19 protein-coding genes are annotated in these 20,454 nt (G+C 66.3%); 8 read left to right on the forward strand and 11 right to left on the reverse strand.

All coding sequences use genetic code 11. The features are described 5' to 3' along the window. Positions 1-2: 2 nt before the first annotated feature. The 4 genes from C7449_RS09305 to C7449_RS09320 all read right to left on the reverse strand — a co-directional run bounded on the left by C7449_RS09305 (position 3) and on the right by C7449_RS09320 (position 4,607). Entirely contained in the window at positions 3-1,073 is a 1,071-nt protein-coding gene (locus C7449_RS09305; protein WP_108002499.1) for an ABC transporter ATP-binding protein, read from the reverse strand. A gap of 8 nt (positions 1,074-1,081) precedes the next feature. Beyond that, complete coding sequence (locus tag C7449_RS09310) at positions 1,082-2,158, reverse strand: ABC transporter ATP-binding protein (protein WP_108002500.1); 1,077 nt, start codon at positions 2,156-2,158, stop codon at positions 1,082-1,084. Between the two features lie 43 nt (positions 2,159-2,201). After that, on the reverse strand, positions 2,202-3,719 hold the full coding sequence (glpD, locus tag C7449_RS09315; protein WP_108002501.1) for a glycerol-3-phosphate dehydrogenase: 1,518 nt from the start codon (positions 3,717-3,719) through the stop codon (positions 2,202-2,204). Positions 3,720-3,827: 108 nt separating this feature from the next. Then, positions 3,828-4,607 (reverse strand): DeoR/GlpR family DNA-binding transcription regulator, encoded by a 780-nt coding sequence (locus C7449_RS09320; RefSeq protein WP_108002687.1) that lies wholly within the window; start codon positions 4,605-4,607, stop codon positions 3,828-3,830. Positions 4,608-4,747: 140 nt separating this feature from the next. Here C7449_RS09320 and C7449_RS09325 point away from each other — a divergent pair, with 140 nt between their 5' ends. After that, entirely contained in the window at positions 4,748-5,518 is a 771-nt protein-coding gene (locus C7449_RS09325; RefSeq protein ID WP_108002502.1) for an SDR family NAD(P)-dependent oxidoreductase, read from the forward strand. A 96-nt stretch (positions 5,519-5,614) separates the two neighbouring features. On the opposite strand, the gene acuI is transcribed toward C7449_RS09325, so the two are convergent. Then, positions 5,615-6,610, reverse strand: coding sequence for an acrylyl-CoA reductase (NADPH) (gene acuI, locus C7449_RS09330; protein ID WP_108002503.1), 996 nt, complete (start codon positions 6,608-6,610; stop codon positions 5,615-5,617). 93 nt (positions 6,611-6,703) lie between these two features. On the opposite strand from acuI, the gene C7449_RS09335 reads away from it, so the two are divergent. The 6 genes from C7449_RS09335 (at position 6,704) to C7449_RS09360 (ending at position 14,016) form a co-directional block, all read left to right on the forward strand. After that, entirely contained in the window at positions 6,704-7,597 is an 894-nt protein-coding gene (locus C7449_RS09335; RefSeq protein ID WP_108002504.1) for a LysR family transcriptional regulator, read from the forward strand. 183 nt (positions 7,598-7,780) lie between these two features. After that, positions 7,781-8,257 carry a formate dehydrogenase subunit gamma gene (locus tag C7449_RS09340; protein WP_108002505.1) on the forward strand — a complete coding sequence of 159 codons (477 nt, stop codon included), beginning with the start codon at positions 7,781-7,783 and terminating at the stop codon, positions 8,255-8,257. Further along, positions 8,254-9,810, forward strand: coding sequence for a formate dehydrogenase beta subunit (locus tag C7449_RS09345; RefSeq protein WP_108002506.1), 1,557 nt, complete (start codon positions 8,254-8,256; stop codon positions 9,808-9,810). Before C7449_RS09340 ends, C7449_RS09345 begins: the two co-directional genes overlap by 4 nt. A 16-nt stretch (positions 9,811-9,826) precedes the next feature. Beyond that, positions 9,827-12,706: a formate dehydrogenase subunit alpha gene (gene fdhF, locus C7449_RS09350; protein ID WP_108002507.1), complete on the forward strand. Its 2,880-nt coding sequence runs from the start codon at positions 9,827-9,829 to the stop codon at positions 12,704-12,706. A 192-nt stretch (positions 12,707-12,898) separates the two neighbouring features. Continuing rightward, positions 12,899-13,741 carry a formate dehydrogenase accessory sulfurtransferase FdhD gene (gene fdhD / locus C7449_RS09355; protein WP_108002508.1) on the forward strand — a complete coding sequence of 281 codons (843 nt, stop codon included), beginning with the start codon at positions 12,899-12,901 and terminating at the stop codon, positions 13,739-13,741. Between the two features lie 11 nt (positions 13,742-13,752). Next, on the forward strand, positions 13,753-14,016 hold the full coding sequence (locus tag C7449_RS09360; protein WP_108002509.1) for a formate dehydrogenase subunit delta: 264 nt from the start codon (positions 13,753-13,755) through the stop codon (positions 14,014-14,016). Between the two features lie 22 nt (positions 14,017-14,038). On the opposite strand, the gene C7449_RS09365 is transcribed toward C7449_RS09360, so the two are convergent. After that, positions 14,039-14,593, reverse strand: coding sequence for a methyltransferase family protein (locus C7449_RS09365; RefSeq protein ID WP_108002510.1), 555 nt, complete (start codon positions 14,591-14,593; stop codon positions 14,039-14,041). Between the two features lie 226 nt (positions 14,594-14,819). On the opposite strand from C7449_RS09365, the gene C7449_RS09370 reads away from it, so the two are divergent. Continuing rightward, the gene (locus tag C7449_RS09370; RefSeq protein WP_108002511.1) at positions 14,820-15,698 is read left to right on the forward strand and encodes an alpha/beta fold hydrolase; all 879 of its coding nucleotides are present in this window, start codon (positions 14,820-14,822) and stop codon (positions 15,696-15,698) included. Here C7449_RS09370 and C7449_RS09375 read toward each other — a convergent pair. The 5 genes from C7449_RS09375 to rocF form a co-directional block, all read right to left on the reverse strand. Beyond that, positions 15,662-16,627 carry a DMT family transporter gene (locus C7449_RS09375; protein ID WP_108002512.1) on the reverse strand — a complete coding sequence of 322 codons (966 nt, stop codon included), beginning with the start codon at positions 16,625-16,627 and terminating at the stop codon, positions 15,662-15,664. The genes C7449_RS09370 and C7449_RS09375 overlap by 37 nt on opposite strands. A gap of 54 nt (positions 16,628-16,681) precedes the next feature. After that, positions 16,682-17,293 carry a TetR/AcrR family transcriptional regulator gene (locus tag C7449_RS09380; protein ID WP_108002513.1) on the reverse strand — a complete coding sequence of 204 codons (612 nt, stop codon included), beginning with the start codon at positions 17,291-17,293 and terminating at the stop codon, positions 16,682-16,684. 332 nt (positions 17,294-17,625) lie between these two features. Then, positions 17,626-18,102: a chemotaxis protein CheW gene (locus tag C7449_RS09385; RefSeq protein ID WP_170115838.1), complete on the reverse strand. Its 477-nt coding sequence runs from the start codon at positions 18,100-18,102 to the stop codon at positions 17,626-17,628. A gap of 145 nt (positions 18,103-18,247) precedes the next feature. Further along, entirely contained in the window at positions 18,248-19,453 is a 1,206-nt protein-coding gene (gene rocD / locus C7449_RS09390; RefSeq protein ID WP_108002514.1) for an ornithine--oxo-acid transaminase, read from the reverse strand. Between the two features lie 16 nt (positions 19,454-19,469). Continuing rightward, a complete protein-coding gene (gene rocF, locus C7449_RS09395) occupies positions 19,470-20,405 on the reverse strand; it encodes an arginase (protein WP_108002515.1) in 936 nt (311 codons plus the stop codon). Positions 20,406-20,454: the final 49 nt, after the last annotated feature.

Here is a 20,454-nt window from a genome sequence, read left to right on the forward strand (position 1 = left end):
GATCAGGCCTCCCTGCCGACGCGCCAGGAATTGGCGTAGATGTTGATGGCGGCGGGATCGAAGCTGACGCGCGGTTCCGCCGGGATCTCGCCGTTCTCGGGAACGACAATGGCGATCGGCTTGCCGCCGAGCTCGGCACGGACGATCTTCTGCCGGCCCACGTCCTCGACCTTGATGACGCGGACCGCCATGCCCTCGCGGCCGAGCCGGACGAATTCCGGGCGGATGCCGAGTTCGGTGGTGGCGCCGGCGGCAATGTTCGGGCGGTAGTCGAGCGCGATCGCGTCGGTGCCGAGGGTGACGGTGATGCCGTCGATCTTCGCCGGCAGCACGTTCATTCCGGGCGACCCGATGAAGTAGCCGACGAAGGTGTGGCTCGGGCGCTCGAACAGTTCCGCCGGCGTGCCGATCTGAACGATCTGGCCGTCATGCATGACGACGACCTTGTCGGCGAAGGTGAGCGCCTCGGTCTGGTCGTGGGTGACGTAGACCATGGTGAAGCCGAACTGCCGGTGCAGTTTCTTCAGCTGCGAACGCAGCACCCACTTCATGTGCGGATCGATCACCGTCAGAGGCTCGTCGAACAGGATGGCGTTGACGTCGCTGCGCACCAGCCCGCGGCCGAGCGAGATCTTCTGCTTCTGGTCGGCGGTGAGGCCGCGCGCCTTCTTCTTCGCCCGATCGGCAAGCCCGATCATGTCGAGGATTTCGCGCACGCGCCGGTCGACCTCGGCTTCCGGGACGCGGCGGTTTCGCAGCGGAAAGGCCAGGTTGTCGTAGACGGTCATCGTGTCGTAGATGACCGGGAACTGGAACACCTGGGCGATGTTGCGGCCCTGGGTCGAAAGCTCGGTGACGTCGCGGCCGTCGAAGAGAATGCGTCCCTCGGAGGGCTGCAGCAGGCCGGAGATGATGTTCAGGAGCGTGGTCTTGCCGCAGCCGGAAGGGCCGAGCAGCGCATAGGCGCCGCCGTCGTTCCACTCGTGATGAACTTCCTTCAGCGCGTAGTCGGCTTCCGACCTCGGCCTTTCGCCGTAGGCGTGGCGGATGTGCTCGAGCGTGATGCGTGCCATGGTCCCTCCTAGGCCGCCGCAGGGCCGGCGATGGCCCTGCCGTCCGGGGCGAACGCCATCAGGTGGCGCGTGTCGACATAGACGGTGATGCTGGCATCGGGTTCGATGTCGTGGATGCCCGGCGCGAGCATGACCCAGCGGGTGCCGGCGAATTCGACGTGCACGAAGCTTTCCGAGCCGGCGATCTCGGAAATCGCGGTGCGAACGGTGAGCGGGGCGGCCGCGGGCGACTGCGCGGCGAGTGCCAGATGGTGGGGCTGGAAGGCGACCGTGTAGGGGCCATCGGTTATGCCGGCCAGATGCGCCGGCACCGGCAGCACCGGGGCGCCCTCGAGCACGAAGTGCCCGTTCGCCTTGGTGAGCGGAAAGGTGTTCAGCGGCGGGTCGGCGAAGGTCTCGGCGGTGACGAGGTCGACCGGTCGGCGGTAGACCTCGATCGTCGGCGCAAACTGGGTGATGCGTCCGTCCGACAGCGTCGCGGTGTTGCCGCCGAGAAGCAGCGCCTCCGACGGCTCGGTCGTCGCATAGACGAAGATGGCGCCCGACGCGGCGAAGATCCGCGGCAGTTCCTCGCGCAGTTCCTCGCGCAGCTTGTAGTCGAGGTTGGCCAGCGGCTCGTCAAGCAGCACGAGGCTGGCATTCTTGACGATCGCCCGGGCAAGTGCGGTGCGCTGCTGCTGGCCGCCGGAAAGGTTGAGCGGGGTGCGCTCGAGATAGGGGGTGAGCTTCAGGAGGTCGGCGGCCTTGCGCACCTCTCGGTCGATCGTGGCGCGATCGGCGCCCTTGATGCGCATCGGCGAGGCGATGTTGTCGTAGACCGTCATCGCCGGGTAATTGATGAACTGCTGGTAGACCATGGCGACGTTGCGGTCCTGCACCCGCACGCCGGTCACGTCCTTGCCGTCGAAATGCACCGTGCCGGTGGTCGGCCGGTCGAGCCCCGCCATCAGCCGCATCAGCGAGGTCTTGCCCGACAGCGTCGGGCCGAGCAGCACGTTCAGCGAACCGCGCTCGAACACGAGGCTGGTCGGGTGGATGTGCGCCTCCCCGCCCACGACCTTGGTGATGTCTCTCAGTTCAAGCATGCATGGTCTCCAATGTTCCCCCCAGCCATCGGAATTCGCGACCCTAGTTGGGTGGCTGCCTCGCCTCTGCCATGTAGCTTTCCAGCGCTTCCGCCTCCTCCGCGGTTAGCTGCAGTCCCCTTTTGGTGCGCCGCCACAACACATCCTCGGCGTGTAGCGCCCATTCTTCCGCCATCAGCCAGCGAATCTCAAGCTCGTAAAGGTCGCTGCCGAAGTGGCGGCCGAGATCCCCGATCGACCGGGCCTCGCCGAGCAGCGTCGCCGCGCGGGTCCCGTAGAGACGAACCAGGCGGCGGGCATGCGCCGCAGCAAGAAAAGGATAGCGGCGCAAAAGCCCGTCCACCTGCGCCTCGAACGCGCCGACCCCGAAGTCGCCGCCGGGCAGGTGGGAGCCGGCGGTCCACCTTTGGCCCTTCTCGCCGATCGCTTCGCCGATCCTGTCGAGGGCCGATTCGGCGAGGCGGCGATAGGTGGTCAGCTTGCCGCCGAAGACGTTGAGCAGCGGCGCCTGCCGGCCGGTGCCGTCCAGCTTAAGGACATAGTCGCGCGTGGCCTCCTGGGCCTTGCTGGCGCCGTCGTCGAACAGCGGGCGGACGCCGGAATAGGTCCAGACGATGTCCTCGCGCCGGACCGGCTCGACGAAGTATTCGCTCGCCGATCGGCAGAGATAGTCGATCTCCTCGTCGCTGATCCGCGCATCGCCCGGATCGCCCTCGTAATCGCGGTCGGTGGTGCCGATCAGGGTGAACTCATCCTGGTAGGGGATGGCGAAGATGATGCGGCCGTCGGGATTCTGGAAGAAGTAGGCGCGCGGATCGGCGAATTTCTTTCGCACGACGATGTGGCTGCCCTGCACGAGGCGGACATTGTGCACCTGGTTCTGGCCGAGCGCCCGGGACAACACCTTGTCGACCCACGGGCCGCTGGCGTTGACCAGCATCTTCGCTTTGACGATCTCACGGTCACCGGAGGCGACGTTTTCGGTTTCCACGTCCCAGTGGCCGTTTTTGCGGCGGGCGGAAACGACGCGGGTGCCGACGCGGATCTCGGCGCCGCGGTCGGCCGCGTCACGGGCGTTGAGCACGACCAGCCGCGCGTCGTCGACCCAGCCGTCGGAGTATTCGAAGGCCTTGGCGAACAGTTTCTTCAGCGGCCGGCCGGCCGGATCGCTGCGCATGTCGAGTGTGCGCGTCGACGGCAGCAGCTTGCGCCCGCCGATATGGTCATAGAGGAAGAGGCCGAGCCGGATCAGCCAGGCCGGCCGGATGCCGCCCTTCTGGTAGGGCAGGACGAAGCGCAGCGGCCAGATCACGTGCGGCGCCATCGCCCAGAGCACCTCTCGCTCCATCAGCGCCTCGCGCACCAACCGGAACTCGTAGTGCTCCAGATAGCGCAGGCCGCCGTGAATGAGCTTGGTCGAGGCGGACGAGGTGCCGGCGGCGAAATCCTTCATTTCGGCGAGCACGACCGAGTAGCCGCGGCCAGCAGCATCACGGGCGATGCCGCAGCCGTTGATGCCGCCACCGATGACGAAAATGTCTTTGACCACGTCGTTCGCCAAGTCTTCCTGCTCCCGTTTCGCAACGCACAATTCTGCGCGTTTGCGAAAGCCATGGAAGTAGAAGCGAAAATTTTCCGAATGTCAAACGAATGCAGAAGGAAAATCCGATCAGCCGTTCCTGCCGTCCGTGGAGGTTTCGACAAGGCGGACGTCCTGGTCGAGGCAGATCTGGCGGATGTTGTCGAGCGGGCAGGCGTCGGTGATGAAGGTGTGCACCTGCGACAGGTGGCCGATGCGCACCGGCGCGGTGCGTTCGAACTTGGTGGAATCGGAGACGAGGATGACGTGGCGGGCATTGGCGATGATCGCCTGGGCGACCTTCACCTCGCGGTAGTCGAAGTCGAGCAGCGCCCCGTCATGGTCGATCGCCGAGACGCCGATCACCGCATAGTCCACCTTGAACTGGCGGATGAAGTCGACCGCCGCCTCGCCGACGATGCCGCCGTCGGTGCCGCGCACGACGCCGCCGGTGATCACCACCTCGATCGAGGAGAAGCCGCGCAACCGATTGGCGACATTGATGTTGTTGGTGATGACCATCAGTTCCCTGTGGTCGAGCAACGCCTCGCTGACCGCTTCCGTGGTCGTGCCGATGTTGATGAAGAGCGAGGAGTTGTCGGGGATCATCGCCGCCGCCGCCTTGCCGATCGCCTGCTTCTCCGCTGCCGCAATCGAGCGGCGCGCCTCGTATTTGACGTTCTCGTTGCCGCTCGGAAACAGCGCGCCGCCATGGATGCGCGTCAGCGCCTTGCTGTCGCACAGGTCGTTCAGGTCCTTGCGGATCGTCTGCGGCGTCACCGAGAAGCGGGCGGCGAGATCCTCGACCAGCACCCGCCCCTCCGCCTTGGCAAGCTCCAGGATTTCCGCCTGCCGTCCCGTCAGAAACATCGATGCACCTCCGCTTTCGTTTTGGTTCATCATATGCGAAAACGAAAGCGCCGCAATTCTCCCGCCACGCCACGGTTGGTGACGGCGCGGATTTTTGGGATACTGGTGGCGTCCGGCGCCGCACCGTGGGGGAGATCGCCATGTTTCATCCGGCCTTGTTCAAGGGCAGCAATGTCGTCATCACGGGGGCAGGGCGGGGCATCGGCCTCGAAGTGGCGCGGCAGTTTCTCGATTGCGGCGCGCATGTGCTGCTGCATGGCGGCCGCAAGGAGCCGGCCGAACTCCCTGATTTCCTCGCCGAAGCCGTCGAGGAGGCGCGGGCCCACATCGTCTACGCGGACTTTCTGTCCGAGCAGGGGGTGCCTGAGGTCGCTCGCTATGCCGACGACCTGTTCGAGCATGTCGACGTGCTGATCAACAATGCCGGGACCATGGTCGGCCGCTTCCCTGCCGCGACGCTGACCGATGAGCAATACCAGGCCGTCGTTCGCCTGAACCAGACATCCGTCGTCGAAATGACCCGGGCGATGCTGCCGTTGCTGCGCCGATCCCCGGCAGCTTCGATCGTGAATACCGTGTCGATCTCGGCGCTGACCGGCGGCAGCCCGGGCTCGGCGATCTATTCGGCGACCAAGGCCTTCGTTTCCACCTATTCCAAGGCGTTGGCGCGCGAACTCGCCGCGGACGGCATCCGCGTCAACTGTGTCTCGCCCGGCACGATCGCAACCGAGTTCCACGAGCGCTACTCCTCGCCCGAAAAGCTCGAGGCGACCCGCCGGACGATCCCGCTGCAGCGGCTCGGCACGGCGCAGGACTGCGCGCCCGCCTACCTCTTTCTCGCCTCGCACGCCCTGTCCGGCTACGTCACCGGACAGGTGCTGGAGGTAAATGGCGGCCAGCTGATCTGCTGAAGCGAATCGGCGCTCGGCCGGAAATGCTGGCCCAGCTGCGCTATTCTCCCTCGGCTGTTGACGGTGCACGAGGCAGGCGCGTGGATCTCGGCCGCGCTACTTGCGAACGTCGATCACCGTCCGCCCCCTGACCTTGCCGTCGAGAATGGCCTGGCCGAGCGCCGGAAGGTCCGCCAAGCCGTACTCGGCGACCATGTCGTCCAGCTTGTCGAGCGGCAGGTCGGTGGCGATGCGGCTCCAGGCGTCGATGCGTTCGTCGCGCGGCCGCATCACCGAATCGATGCCCAGCAGACTGACGCCGCGCAAGATGAAGGGGATCACCGTGAAGGACGGCACCGCCGCGCTGGCCGCAAGCCCGATCGCAGCGACCGCGCCGTCATATTTCACCTGCTTGAGGATGCGCATCAGCATGTCGCCGCCCACGGCATCCACGGCGCCGGCCCAGCGTTCGGATTCGAGCGGCTTTGTCGACGCTTCGGCGAGCTCGGCGCGGTTGATGATCGTCTCGGCGCCGAGTTCGCGCAGATAGGCTGCCGCCTCCGGCCGGCCGGTGAGGGCGGCGACGCGGTAGCCGAGGCGCGCGAGGATCGCCACCGCGACCGAGCCGACGCCGCCGGCCGCTCCCGTCACCAGAATCTCGCCCTTGGACGGCGACAGGCCGGCCCTTTCGAGCGCCATTACCGCGAACATCGAAGTCAGCCCGGCGGTGCCGATGGCCATGGCATCGCGCGTCGACAGTTCATCCGGAAGCGGCACGAGCCAGTCGCCCTTCACCCGGGCGCGGGTGGCGTAGCCGCCCCACCAGATTTCGCCCACCCGCCAGCCGGTCAAGACCACCTTGTCGCCGGGAAGGTAGCGAGGATCGTCGGAAGTCTCCACCGTGCCGGCGAAGTCGATGCCGGGCACGTGCGGGAAGCTGCGCACCAGTCCGCCCTTGCCCGCAAGGCACAGGCCGTCCTTGTAGTTGAGGGTGGAATATTCGACGGCAACCGTCACGTCGCCATCCGGCAGGCGGTCGTCGGGCAGCTCCTGCACCGATGCCGAGATCGCGCCGTCTTCAGCCTTTTCGACCAGGAGTGCTGTAAAACTCATCGCGGCCTCCGTATCGCGTACTGTTAGCCCGGCTGGTTTGTCGCGCCACCGTTCTTTTGTATGAATGTTGCGACAGGGTAGGTGCAAACTTCGATGATCGACAAGCTGGAATATTTCATAGCGCTCGCCCGCGAGCGCCATTTCGCCCGGGCCGCCGACGAGCTCGGCATCTCGCAGCCGACGCTGTCGGCGGCGATCCGCCAGCTCGAGGACCAGCTCGGCGTCGTCCTTGTCAACCGCGGCTCGCGATTCCAGGGCCTGACGCCGGAAGGACAGCGGGTGCTGGAATGGGCGCGGCGCATCGTCGGCGATGCCCGCACGATGCGCGAGGAGATGCGGGCGGCGCGCAAGGGGCTTTCCGGTCACATCCGTCTTGCCGCGATCCCGACGACGCTGGCGATGGTGCCGCGCATAACGGCGCCGTTCCAGCAGAAGCATCCCGACGTGACGTTCTCGGTGCTGTCGGTCAATTCGCTGCAGATCCTCAGCCTTCTCGAGAATCTGGAGATCGACGCCGGCCTCACCTACCTGGAGAACGAGCCGCTCGGGCGCGTCACCAGCGTGCCGCTGCATGCGGAGCGCTACCACCTGATCACCGCCAAAAACGGACCGCTGGCGGATCGCGAAAGCGTGACCTGGAAGGAAGTGGCCGACGTTAGGCTTTGTCTATTGACGCCCGACATGCAGAACCGGCGCATCATCAATCACCATTTCGCCGAGGTCGGCGTGACGGCACGGCCAACGCTCGAGTCGAACTCGATGATCGTGCTGTTCTCGCACGTTCGGACCGGCCGCTGGTGCAGCATAATGCCCCGAAATGTCGCGCTTTCCTTCGGTTTCCAGGATGAGGTCAGGGCGATCTCGATCGTCGACCCCGCCCCTCATCACCTCGTCGGTCTGGTTGCGACGCATCGTGAGCCGTTCACGCCACTGGTGTCGGCATTGTTGCACGAAGCGCGCATCCTCGCCGAGCAGGGGCTGGAGTAATAGAAAAAAACTATCAATCGACGGGATAGCCTTATTGACCCCCTCGGCCTTCCCTGAGAAGCTGCGATGATAAAGGGTGAGGATTGACAGGGTTCCGGTCTTCCCCTTCGGTTTCAAGGCATTGGGCCCGACTATTCGCTGCACTCACAGGCGGCAGGCCTTTGCCATTCGGGAGGTCTGCGCATGAATCTGCACGTTTCCGGCGACGTCGGAACGAGAACAACGGCCATCATCGGTGCACTGAAGGGGCTCGAAGGTCCGCTTCTGCCGATCCTGCACGAAATCCAGGCCGAGTTCGGCTATGTGCCGCAGGAAAGCCTGCCGGTGATTGCCCGCGAGTTGAACCTCTCGCGCGCCGAGGTGCATGGCGTCGTCACCTTCTATCACGATTTCCGCGAACGCCCCGCCGGCCGGCACGTGCTGAAGCTCTGCCGTGCCGAGGCCTGTCAGTCTATGGGCGCCGATGCAATCGCCGAACGGGTCAAGGCACTGCTCGGCATCGATTTCCACCAGACGACGCTCGATGGCGCAGTGACCCTGGAACCCGTCTACTGTCTCGGCCTCTGTTCCTGCGCGCCGTCGGCGATGCTCGACGGCGAGGTGCATGGACGGCTCGATGCGGCCGCTGCCGCTGAACTCGTTGCGGAGGCGCGTCGATGACCGTCAAGATCTACGTTCCCCGTGACACGGCAGCCCTGGCGCTCGGGGCAAACAAGGTGGCGGCAGCCATCGAGAAGGAAGCGCAGGCGCGCGGCCTCGAGGTCACGATCGTGCGCAACGGCTCGCACGGCATGCACTGGCTGGAGCCGCTGGTCGAGGTCGTCGCCGGCGGCGAGCGCATCGCCTACGGCCCGGTGAAGGCCTCCGACGTGCCGTCGCTGTTCGAGGCGGGCTTCGTTACGGGCGGCGCGCATCCGCTCTGCCACGGACCGACGAAGGACATTCCCTTCCTGAAGCAGCAGACGCGGCTGACCTTTGCACGCTGCGGCCTCACCGATCCGCTCTCGCTCGACGACTACCGTGCCCTGCGCGGCCTGGCCGGGCTCGAAAAGGCCGTCGCCATGGCGCCGATCGACATCGTCACGGAAGTGACCGATTCCGGCCTGCGCGGCCGCGGCGGCGCCGGCTTCCCGACCGGCATCAAGTGGAAGACGGTGCTCGAGGCTGCCGGCGACCGCAAGTACATCGTCTGCAACGCCGACGAGGGCGACAGCGGCACCTTCGCCGACCGGATGATCATGGAGGGCGATCCCTTCGTGCTGATCGAGGGCATGGCGATCGCCGGGCTTGCGACCGGCGCCACCAAGGGCTTCATCTACACCCGTTCCGAATATCCGCATGCGATCGCCATCATGAGCGAGGCAATCGAGATCGCCCGGCAGGTCGGCGTGCTTGGTCCGTCGGTGCTCGGCTCGGGTCGCGCCTTCGACATGGAAGTGCGTGTCGGTGCGGGCGCCTATGTCTGTGGCGAGGAAACCTCGCTGCTGAACAGCCTTGAGGGCAAGCGCGGCGTCGTTCGCGCCAAGCCGCCGCTGCCGGCCCACAAGGGCTTATTCGACTGTCCGACCGTCATCAACAACGTGATCTCGCTCGCTTCCGTGCCAGTCGTCCTCGACCAGGGCGCTGCCTTCTATCGCGACTTCGGCATGGGCCGGTCGCGCGGCACGATCCCGATCCAGATCGCCGGCAACGTCAAGCATGGCGGTCTCTACGAGACCGCCTTCGGCCTGTCGCTCGGCGAGATTGTCGATCAGATCGCCGGCGGTACGGCCTCCGGACGGCCGGTCAAGGCGGTGCAGGTCGGCGGTCCGCTCGGGGCCTATTTCCCCCGCGCCCTGTTCGACACGCCCTTCGACTACGAGGCCTTTGCCGCCAAGGACGGGCTGATCGGCCATGCCGGCATCGTCGTCTTCGACGACACTGCCGACATGCTGCACCAGGCCCGCTTCGCCATGGAGTTCTGCGCCATCGAAAGCTGCGGCAAGTGCACGCCCTGCCGCATCGGCTCGACGCGCGGCGTCGAGGTGGCCGACAAGATCGCCCGCGGCATCGAGCCGGAGAAGAACCGCGAACTGCTGGCCGACCTCTGCAACACCATGAAGTTCGGCTCGCTCTGCGCGCTCGGCGGCTTCACGCCCTACCCGGTGATGAGCGCCATGACCCATTTCCCGGAAGATTTTTCACCCGCACCTGCCGTGCAGGCGGCCGAGTGAGGGAGGAGCAAAGCCAATGAATCTGATCAAGGAAATCGACTTCGGGACGCCCGCCTCCAAGTCGGAAAAAATGGTGACGCTGACGATCGACGGCCGTGAGGTCACGGTGCCGGAAGGCACTTCGATCATGCGCGCCTCGATGGAAGCCGGCATCGAGGTCCCGAAACTCTGCGCCACCGACATGGTCGACGCCTTCGGCTCCTGCCGGCTCTGCCTCGTCGAGATCCAGGGCCGCGCCGGCCTGCCGGCCTCGTGCACGACGCCGGTGGCCCCCGGCCTCGTGGTCTCGACCCAGACGCCGCGGCTGAAGGACGTGCGGCGCGGCGTGATGGAGCTCTATATCTCCGACCACCCGCTCGACTGTCTCACCTGTGCGGCCAACGGCGACTGCGAGTTGCAGGACATGGCCGGCGCCGTCGGCTTGCGCGACGTCCGCTACGGCTATGACGGCGAGAACCACGTGAAGGCCCGGAATGATGGCGCCCTCAACATCAAGTGGCAGCCGAAGGACGAATCGAACCCTTATTTCACCTTCGATCCGGCCAAGTGCATCGTCTGCTCGCGCTGCGTGCGTGCCTGCGAGGAAGTCCAGGGCACCTTCGCGCTGACGATCGAGGGCCGCGGCTTCGACAGCCGGGTCTCCGCCGGCATGCACGAGGATTTCGTCTCCTCCGAATGCGTCTCCTGCGGCGCCTGCGTGCAGGCCTGCCCGACGGCCACCCTGCAGGAGAAGTCGGTGATCGAGATCGGCCAGCCCGAGCATTCGGTGGTCACCACCTGCGCCTATTGCGGCGTCGGCTGTTCGTTCAAGGCGGAGATGCGCGGCGAGGAGCTGGTGCGCATGGTGCCGTGGAAGGATGGCCAGGCGAACCGCGGCCATTCCTGCGTCAAGGGCCGCTTCGCCTACGGCTACTCGAACCACAAGGACCGCATCCTCAACCCGATGGTCCGCGAGAAGATCACCGATCCCTGGCGCGAGGTCACCTGGGAGGAGGCCTTCGCCCATGTGGCGAACGAGTTCCGCCGCATCCAGTACCAGTACGGCCGCGATTCGGTCGGCGGCATCACCTCGTCGCGTTGCACCAACGAAGAGACCTATCTGGTCCAGAAACTGATCCGCGCCGGCTTCGGCAACAACAACGTCGACACCTGCGCCCGCGTCTGCCACTCGCCGACCGGCTACGGCCTTGGCCAGACCTTCGGCACCTCGGCCGGCACGCAGAACTTCGATTCGGTCGAGGAGACCGATGTCGTCATCGTCATCGGCGCCAACCCGACCGACGGCCATCCGGTGTTCGGCTCGCGGCTGAAGAAGCGTTTGCGCCAGGGCGCCAAGCTGATCGTCATCGACCCGCGTCGCATCGACCTCGTCAAGGGGCCGCATATCGAAGCGAGCTACCATCTGCCGCTGAAACCCGGCACGAACGTCGCCATGCTCACCGCACTGGCCCACGTCATCGTCACCGAAGGGCTGTTTGACGAGCGGTTCATCCGCGAGCGCTGCGACTGGTCGGAATTCGAGGACTGGGCGGCCTTTGTCTCCGAAGAAGCTCACAGCCCGGAGGCCATCGAGGCGCTGACCGGCGTTTCGGCCGAACTCGTCCGCGGCGCCGCCCGGCTGTTTGCCACCGGCGGCAACGGCTCGATCTATTACGGCCTCGGCGTCACCGAGCACAGCCAGGGCTCCACCGCCGTCATGGCGATCGCAAACCTCGCCATGGCGACCGGCAACATCGGCCGGCCGGGCGTCGGCGTGAACCCGTTGCGCGGCCAGAACAACGTGCAGGGCTCCTGCGACATGGGCTCGTTCCCGCACGAGCTGCCGGGCTACCGCCACATCTCCGACGATGCCACCCGTGACATCTTCGAGAAGCTCTGGGGCGTGAAGCTCAACGAGGAGCCGGGCCTGCGCATCCCGAACATGCTCGACGCGGCCGTGGAAGGCACGTTCAAGGGCATCTACATCCAGGGCGAGGACATCCTGCAGTCCGACCCGGACACCAAGCACGTCTCGGCCGGCCTCGCCGCGATGGAATGCGTCGTCGTGCAGGACCTGTTCCTGAACGAAACGGCGAACTACGCGCACGTCTTCCTGCCGGGCTCGACCTTCCTCGAAAAGGACGGAACCTTCACCAATGCCGAGCGCCGCATCAACCGCGTCCGCCGGGTGATGACGCCGCGCAACGGCTATGCCGACTGGGAGGTGACGCAGAAGCTCGCGCAGGCGATGGGTCTTTCCTGGAACTACACGCATCCGTCCGAGATCATGGACGAGATCGCCGCGACGACCCCGAGCTTCGCGCTGGTCTCCTACGACTACCTGGAGAAGATGGGCTCGGTGCAGTGGCCCTGCAACGAGAAGAACCCGCAGGGCTCGCCGATCATGCACGTCAATGGCTTCGTGCGCGGCAAGGGCAAGTTCATCCGCACCGAGTATGTGGCGACCGACGAGAAGACCGGCCCGCGCTTCCCGCTGCTTCTGACCACCGGCCGCATTCTCAGCCAGTACAATGTCGGCGCGCAGACGCGGCGCACCGACAACGTCGTCTGGCATGACGAGGACCGGCTGGAGATCCATCCCCACGATGCCGAGAACCGCGGCATTCGCGAAGGGGACTGGGTGCGGCTCGCCAGCCGCGCGGGCGAGACGACACTGCGGGCGCTGATCACCGATCGCGTTTCGCCGGGGGTGGTCTACACGACCTTCCACCACCCGGACACGCAGGCGAACGTCATCACCACCGACTTCTCCGACTGGGCGACGAACTGCCCGGAATACAAGGTCACCGCCGTGCAGGTCTCGCCCTCCAACGGGCCGTCCGAATGGCAGATCGAGTATGGCGAGCAGGCCCGCCAGTCGCGCCGCATCGCCGGCAAGCTGGAGGCTGCGGAATAGGATCGTGATGAGCGCGTGCCCGTCATTGCCTTCTGCCGTTCCTGGTATCTTCCCCTCGCGGGGAGGAAACCGGGTTCGGCGGACGCCTCGCTTCCTCTTCTCCCCGGCGGGGAGAAGGTGGCGCGCAGCGCCGGATGAGGGGGGCAAGGATGCAGGTGGCGCAGGGGAGGGCGGTTTCCGCCCCGGCGTCCGATGACAGGCTCTAGAACCACCGCCAACGTCCCCGAACTCGCCCGGCGCGCCGGGCGGCTCGTTTCGGGCGAGCGCATCGTGCCGGAGGAGACGCCGGTCGCCTTCACCTATCATGGCTCCACCCATGCGGTGATGATGGCGACGCCGGCGGACTTCGACGATTTCGCCGTCGGCTTCAGCCTGACGGAGGGGATCATTTCCGATCCTGCCGAGATCGAGCTGGTCGAGGCGGTTATCGAGGGTAAGGGCATCGACCTGCAGATCCGCCTTGCCGATGCGCAGAGCGATGCGCTGACGGCGCGCCGCCGCCACATGGCCGGGCCCGTCGGCTGCGGCCTCTGCGGCATCGAATCGATCGAGCAGGCGGTGCGGGTGACGCCGTCGGTGCGGCAGTCCGCGCTGGTGCTGACGGAGGACCAGGTCGCCGAGGCGGTGCACCTGCTGAACGGCCAGCAGCCGCTGCACCTGCAGACGCGCGCCGTCCACGGCGCCGCCTTCTACGTACCCGGCACCGGGCTGATCGCCGTGCGCGAGGATGTCGGGCGTCACAATGCGCTGGACAAGCTTGCCGGTGCCGCCGCCCGCGCCGGCTACCGAGGCCAGGCGGGTGCGGTCGTCGTCACCAGCCGGGTGTCGGTCGAGATGGTGCAGAAGACGGCCGTCATCGGCAGCCCCTTCATCATCGCCATCTCGGCGCCGACGGCGCTTGCGATCCGCACCGCCGAGGAGGCCGGCATGACCCTCATCGCGCTGGTGCGCGGTGACGAATTCGAAATTTTTACGGGCGCCGAGCGCGTCGTTCCGGCATCGGACGAAGCCGGGCGCCGGGCGGCCAACAGGTAGGAAGCAATTTCATGTCGAACACATCGAACGACGCAAAGCTGGTCCGCATGGCCAATCAGATCGCCACCTTCTTCCACTCCCAGCCGGCGGAGACGCGGGCGCCGGGCGTGGCCACGCACATCAACAAGTTCTGGGAACCGCGCATGCGTCGCCAGTTCTTCGACATCGTCGACAACCGCGGCGGAGCGGGGCTGGACCCGCTGGTGCTCGACGCCGCTCCGCTGATCCGCCGGCCGGCGGCCGAGAACGCCGGCGAACACGCCTCCGCCAATTGAGGCGCTCCGCACTCGCCGACGATCAGGCCCCGGCGAATTTCGGCACGAGGAAGCCGGTGCGCCGGCGATAGGCGGCGTATTCGGCAGCGAGCGGGGTGGCGGCGAACTTCGCTTCCTCGCCCCTGGCTGCTACGACATAGATGACCACGAAGGCGAGCACCGGCAGGATCGACCAGAGCGTCCAGGTGGCGACCGCCCAGCCGGCCCAGAAGATGATGTAGGACGTGTAGAACGGGTGCCGCACGAGCCGGTAGGGTCCGACGGTGACGAGGCTGTCGGGCTTGTCGGGGTCGAAGGCGTAGCGCAGCCGCGCCGTGCGCGAGGCCGAGATCGCCCACCAGAACAGCAGTGCTGCGGCGATTTCCAGGCCGAGGCCGACCAGCTGCGCGCCAGCCGGCTGCAGCCGGCCCCAGGTCAGATAGAGGAAGAGCAGCGTCGTCAGGGTTACGGCGGCCGATACGACCCTCATGGTAAACGGCATGCTGGCAGAGGAAAAATGGCCGCGCAGCGACCAGGCATAGAAGCCGACGACGGCGATGCTGATGCCGGTGATGGCAAGATCCAGTGCTGTTTCCATTCTTCCGCCGGCCCCGGCCGACCCCCTCGTCCTTAGCGCTTCGCCGGACCATATCCGCCGCTGTCCGGTGCTGCAATGCGGGAAGACGGCATTTCCGCATCTTGTGATTGTGAGCGGAAGGGAGCCGCGCCGGGTAGCAGCTTAGGGTCTCGTTCACGATCGGCGTGTAGTCTTTCCGGACGATGGCGTGCAGGTAAGTCACGGCAATCGATTCGGGGCGCGCAGGATGATGTTCGACAGCCAGACGATCGTGACGGGCCATGGCGCCGTGCGCTACAGCGACACCGGCGGCTCGGGTTTTCCGCTGCTGCTGGTGCACGGATCGAGCCTGTCCCGGCGTGTCTTCGCAAGGCAGTTCGACAGTGACCTGCCGCGGCGGTGGCGGCTGATCGCCATCGATCTTCCCGGCCATGGCGAGTCCGAGGATGCGCACGATCCGCAAACCACCTACACGCCGGCAGGATTTGCCGAATGCCTCGAGGAGGTCGCCGAGCGGCTCGACCTGCAGCGGCTTGCGGTGTTCGGGTGGTCGCTCGGCGGACATGTCGCGATCGAGTGGCTGAGCCGCAGCACGCGGCTTCGCGGACTGGTGCTGAGCGGGGCGCCGCCGATGCCGCGCGGGTTCCTCGGCATGTTCCGCGCCTTTCAGCCCTCTCTCGACCTGCTCCTGGTCTCCAAGCAGCAGTTCAGCGAGCGCGACGCGGCCCGCTTCGTCTCCTTGTGCTTCGGTTCGGCAAGGCCTGCGTCCTTCCAGGACCTTGTGCTTAGGGCAGACGGGCGTGTGCGTTCGGTTTTCGCGCACGCGCTGTCGCGCGGCGACGGCGCCGATCAGCGGCGGACCATCGAGGCGTCGCCGGTCCCCGTCGCTTTCGTCAACGGCAGCGACGATCCCTTCGTGCGGCTCGGCTACTTCTCGAACATCGGCGTCCCGGAGCTATTCGGACACGAGCCGCTCGTCATCGAGGGCGCCGGTCATGCCCCCTTCTGGGAAAGGGCGGACCTGTTCAATCCGATCCTCGACCGTTTCCTCGGGCGCGTCGCCTCCGAATCGGCCCCGGATTGGCAGGCTCAAGCGCGCCCAGCGACGGCGCGCGGCTGGCGCTGAGCCCGCAAGCATCGCGGCTTCGCCTCACTGGACCTGGCAACGATCACGATGCCCGCCAGCGACACGATCAACCCCGCCGCCATCGCCCACGACAACGGCTCGCCGAACATGATCCAGGCCCAGATCATGGTGACGGGCGGGCTGAGATAGAGGATGGCGGTGACGCGGGCCGGCGAGGACTTTCGAAGTGCGATGTAGTAGAGGCTCCAGGCCCCGAAGGTCGCGACGAAGACGAGCCACAGGATGCCGCCGATGAAGCCCGTCTCGACAACCGGCAATACGCCGCCCTCGTGCCAGGCGAAGAGCGCGAAGATGGCGGCAGCCGAAAGACACTGGATGCACAGGCTCTGGTGCACGGGCAGGGGGGAAGGCTTGCGCTTCTGCAGCAGTGTCGCCATCGCCAGTGACAGCGTCCCGAGGACGGGCAGGCCGTAGGCCCAAAGCGGGACGTCGCCCATGCCGAGCGACCATCCCGAGGCGATCAGCACGCCTGCCAGGCCGATGAACGAGCCGAGCCACTGCCGCAGCGTCAGCGCCTGGCCGAGAACCGGCCAGGAAAGGAATGCCACCGCCAGGGGCAGCATGTCGGTGATCAGGGCGACAAGCCCGGTGGGCACGCCGTGGGAGATGGCAAGCGCGAACCCCGCCAGGTAGCCGGCCATCGCCAGGGCGCCGAACAGCATCTGTGGAAACACCTCGCTCCAGCGCAGCCGCGGCCCCCATGCAAGGGCAAACGGCAGCAGCACCAGCCCCGAGACCAGGCTGCGCCACAACAGGATCAGGAAAATCGGGGCGTGGTCGATCGCAAAGCGGATGCCCACGAAGCCGGCACTCCAGGTGACGACTAGCGTCGCTTCCAGGATGACCAAGACGACAATCGCCAGCAGTCGGCTGGTCGGGCGAGGAGAGGCAGCGGCGACGTCGCTCAATTTTTCAAATTCCGGTTTGCGGGTGGAGAGTGCTACGGACGCAAGCCGTAATGCTCAGTCGGCGGCCAGGGGCGGAGACGAGCCCGGTTTCGCGAACTGCTCCAGGATCGAAACGGCAATCTTGCGCGCCGCCTTCAGCCGCCCGTCGTGCCCGTCGAGTCCCGCGCGCGCCATCGCGCCTTCGAGCAGGAAGGACAGGTGCTGGGCGGTCTCCTCGACCAACGTTTCGGCGTCTGGGCTGATGTCGCCAAGAAATTGCTTGAACAGCCGCTCGACCTCGTCCTTCTGGAACGCAACCGTCGCCCGGCCGGGATCGCCGACGGGAAGCTCGGCGGCCGCGTTGAGCAGGCCGCAGCCGCGAAATCCCCATGCATAGGTTAGCGCGGCATGGTCCACATAGGAATCGAAGACGGCAAGCACCCGTTCCTGGGGCGTCCGGGCGGTGCCAAGTCGTTCGGACAGCAGGTCCTGCCACTCCGACACGCGGTTCTGCAGGTAACCGTTGACGAGATCGGCCTTGGACGAAAAGTTGTTGTAAAGGCTCATCTTGGCGACGCCGGCCCGCGCCGTGATGGCATCGATCCCCGTCGCGCCCACTCCCTCCGCATAGAACAGTTCCGCTGCGGCTTTCAGCAGGCGGTCTCTGGCTGGCACCCTGTCGGTCACAATCGGCGTTCTCCAATCTCTAGATAGACCGATCCACCTATTTAGGGGTTTTGTCAAGGCGCAAGCGTTGGGCAACGGCCGTCGGCGACCGCCCCAGAAGCAAGCCGCCCAAATATGAAAAAGCCGGCGGATCAACGATCGGCCGACCTTCCTGATTTCATTGGTTCGAGTGGAAGCCAAGCCATCCGCGCGCCACAGACGCACGCGGCTGGACCCGGATCAAGTCCCGGGGTGGCAGCAAAAAGGAACCGCCGAACGAGTTGTCAAAAAGGCCGAGGCTGGCCGATCGATCGGCCGGCCGTCGACTGCCAAAAACCTGCGGTGCAGCCGTATCAGGCGGCGAGGTCTTCGACGTCGCGCTCCTTAAACATGCGCGCCAGGTTGAGGAAGCAGATCATCCCGTTCTCGTGGGCGATGATGCCTTCGGCATAGGCCTTGTCGAACGAGGTCGTGACCTCGGGGACGGGCTGGATCTGGTCGCCGCGGATGGTGAGGATATCGGAGACGTTGTCGACGACGAGGCCGACGGCCATGTTGTGGACCTCGGCCACGACGATGGCGCTGCGCTCGTTGGCCTCCGTGCTCTTCATGCCGAGCTTGTGGGCAAGGTCGATGATCGGGATCACGGTGCCGCGCAGGTTCATCACGCCGATCACGTCCGGCGGCGAATGGGGGATCGGCGTCGACGGCGCCCAGCCGCGGATCTCGCGGATCGTCGTCGTCTTGACGCAGAACTCCTGCTCGTGCAGGCGGAAGGCAATGATCTCGAGGGTTTCGCCGGCAAAACCGGCCGTCTTGAAAGTCGTCATCAGGTGTCGCCCCATCTCTCCGTCGCAGCTTGGCTGCCTGACGGGAGACGTTAGCGGCGGCGAGTTAAGGATTGTTCAACTGGATGAGCCGGCCCGAGGGTGCGGGCCGGCATCGCCGCAAACGGCGCGACTCGGCGGGCTACCCTCAGTCGCGGAGCACGGCTGCGAACTGCTCGACGGCCCAGTCCACCTGATCGGCGTTTATGACGAGCGGCGGGGCGATGCGGATCGTATCGCCGTGGGTGTCTTTGGCGAGGATGCCGCGCTCCTTCAGTGCCTCGCAATACTTGCGCGCGCCGCCGGCGGCCGGGTCGAGCTCGACGGCGAGCATCAGGCCGCGCCCGCGCACCTCCTTGATGATGTTGGAGCGGATGTCGGTGAGGCCTTGGTGGAAGCGCTCGCCCATGCGGGCGGCGTTGCCGATCATGTCCTCCTCGGTCAACACGCGCAGCGCGGCGCGGGCGATGGCGCAGGCGAGCGGATTGCCGCCGAAGGTCGAGCCGTGCTGGCCGGGTTTCAGCACGCCGAGAACCTCGCTGTTGGAGAGCACCGCCGAGACCGGATAGAAGCCGCCCGACAGCGCCTTGCCGACCAGCGTCACGTCGGCCTCGATCTTCTCGTGCTCCTCGGCCAGCAGCTTGCCGGTGCGGCCGAGGCCGGTCTGGATCTCGTCGAGGATCAGCGTGATGCCGTGCCTGGTGCAGAGCTCGCGCACGGCGGCGAAATAGCCGGCCGGCGGGATCAGCACTCCGGCCTCGCCCTGGATCGGCTCAACCAGGAAGGCAACGGTGTTTTCGGTGATCGCCGCGCGGAACGCGTCGATGTCGCCGAAGGGCACGTGCCTGAAGCCGGGGGCGAACGGGCCGAAACCCTCGCGGGCATCGGGATCGGTCGAGAAGCCGACGATCCCCATGGTGCGGCCGTGGAAGTTGTTGTTGCAGACGATGATCTCGGCCTTGTCCCTTTCGACGCCCTTGACCTCGTAGCCCCATTTGCGGACGGCCTTGATCGCCGTTTCCACGGCTTCCGCGCCGGAGTTCATCGGCAGCACCTTGTGCGAGCCGGTCAGTGCGGCGATCTCTTCGTAGAAGGGGGCGAGCTGCTCGTTGCGGAAGGCGCGCGAGGTGAGCGTCAGCTTCTTCGCCTGCTCGATCATCGCCTCCAGGATCTTCGGGTGGCAGTGGCCCTGGTTGACGGCCGAATAGGCCGAGAGGCAGTCGAGATAGCGGTTGCCGTCGATGTCCCAGACATGGACGCCCTCGCCACGCGACAGCACGACGTCGAGCGGCTTGTAGTTATGGGCGCCGAGGCGGTATTCGGTTTCGATCAGGCTAGCGGTCGTCGGGCTCATCATTTCCTCCAGATGATCAGGCGCTGCGCGTCGGGCGGTCCAGGACGCGGCGGCCGAAAAGGCTTGCGGTCAGTTCGACGAGGATGCGCGCGCTCTTGCCGCGGTCGTCGAGGAACGGGTTCAGTTCCACCAGGTCCAGCGAGGCGACCAGGCCGCTGTCGCAGAGCATCTCCATGATCAGGTGCGCCTCGCGGAAGGTGGCGCCGCCCGGAACGGTGGTGCCGACGCCGGGCGCGATCTCCGGATCGAGGAAGTCGACGTCGAGGCTGACATGCAGCAGTCCGCCCTTCTGGCGCACGGTGTCGATGATCTCGCGCATGATGCCGGCTATGCCGGTCTCGTCCACCGCGCGCATGTCGTAGACGTTGACGCCATGCTCGGCGATCTCGACGCGCTCGCGTTCGTCGACGGAGCGGATGCCGACCTGGAAAACGTTTTTCGGATCGACCAGCGGCCGGTCGGCGGCAAGGATCGGCGCGAACTCGGCCTTGCCGCAGAAGAACGCCACCGGCATGCCGTGCATGTTGCCGGAGGGCGAGGTCTCGGGCGAGTTGAAGTCGGCATGGGCATCGAGCCACAACACGAAGAGCGGCTTTCCGACGTCCTTGGCATGGCGGGCCATGCCGGAGACACTGCCCATCGACAGGGCGTGATCGCCGCCGAGAATCAGCGGAAACCGTCCCGCGCGGGCCGCTTCGTGCACCGCCGCATCGAGCGCGCGCGTGAAGCCGGCTACCACCTGCAGGTGGTTGGCGCGCGGATGGCTGGCGAGATCGCGGGCCGGCAGCGGCTTCAGGTCGCCTTCGTCGACGATGGCGTGGCCGAGCTCGGCGAGGGTGCTGTCGATGCCGGCGATCCTGAGCGCCGTCGGTCCCATGGCGGCGCCGCGGCGCCCCGACCCTTCCTCGAGCGGCGCGCCGATCAGCGCGATGGTTTGCTTCTGAGCCGTCATGTCCAATCCCCGCAGAGCGCGCATTCCTGGTTCCGGGGCGAGCCGGATT

It is taken from the genome of Mycoplana dimorpha, assembly GCF_003046475.1.
Taxonomy (GTDB): Bacteria; Pseudomonadota; Alphaproteobacteria; order Rhizobiales; family Rhizobiaceae; genus Mycoplana; species Mycoplana dimorpha.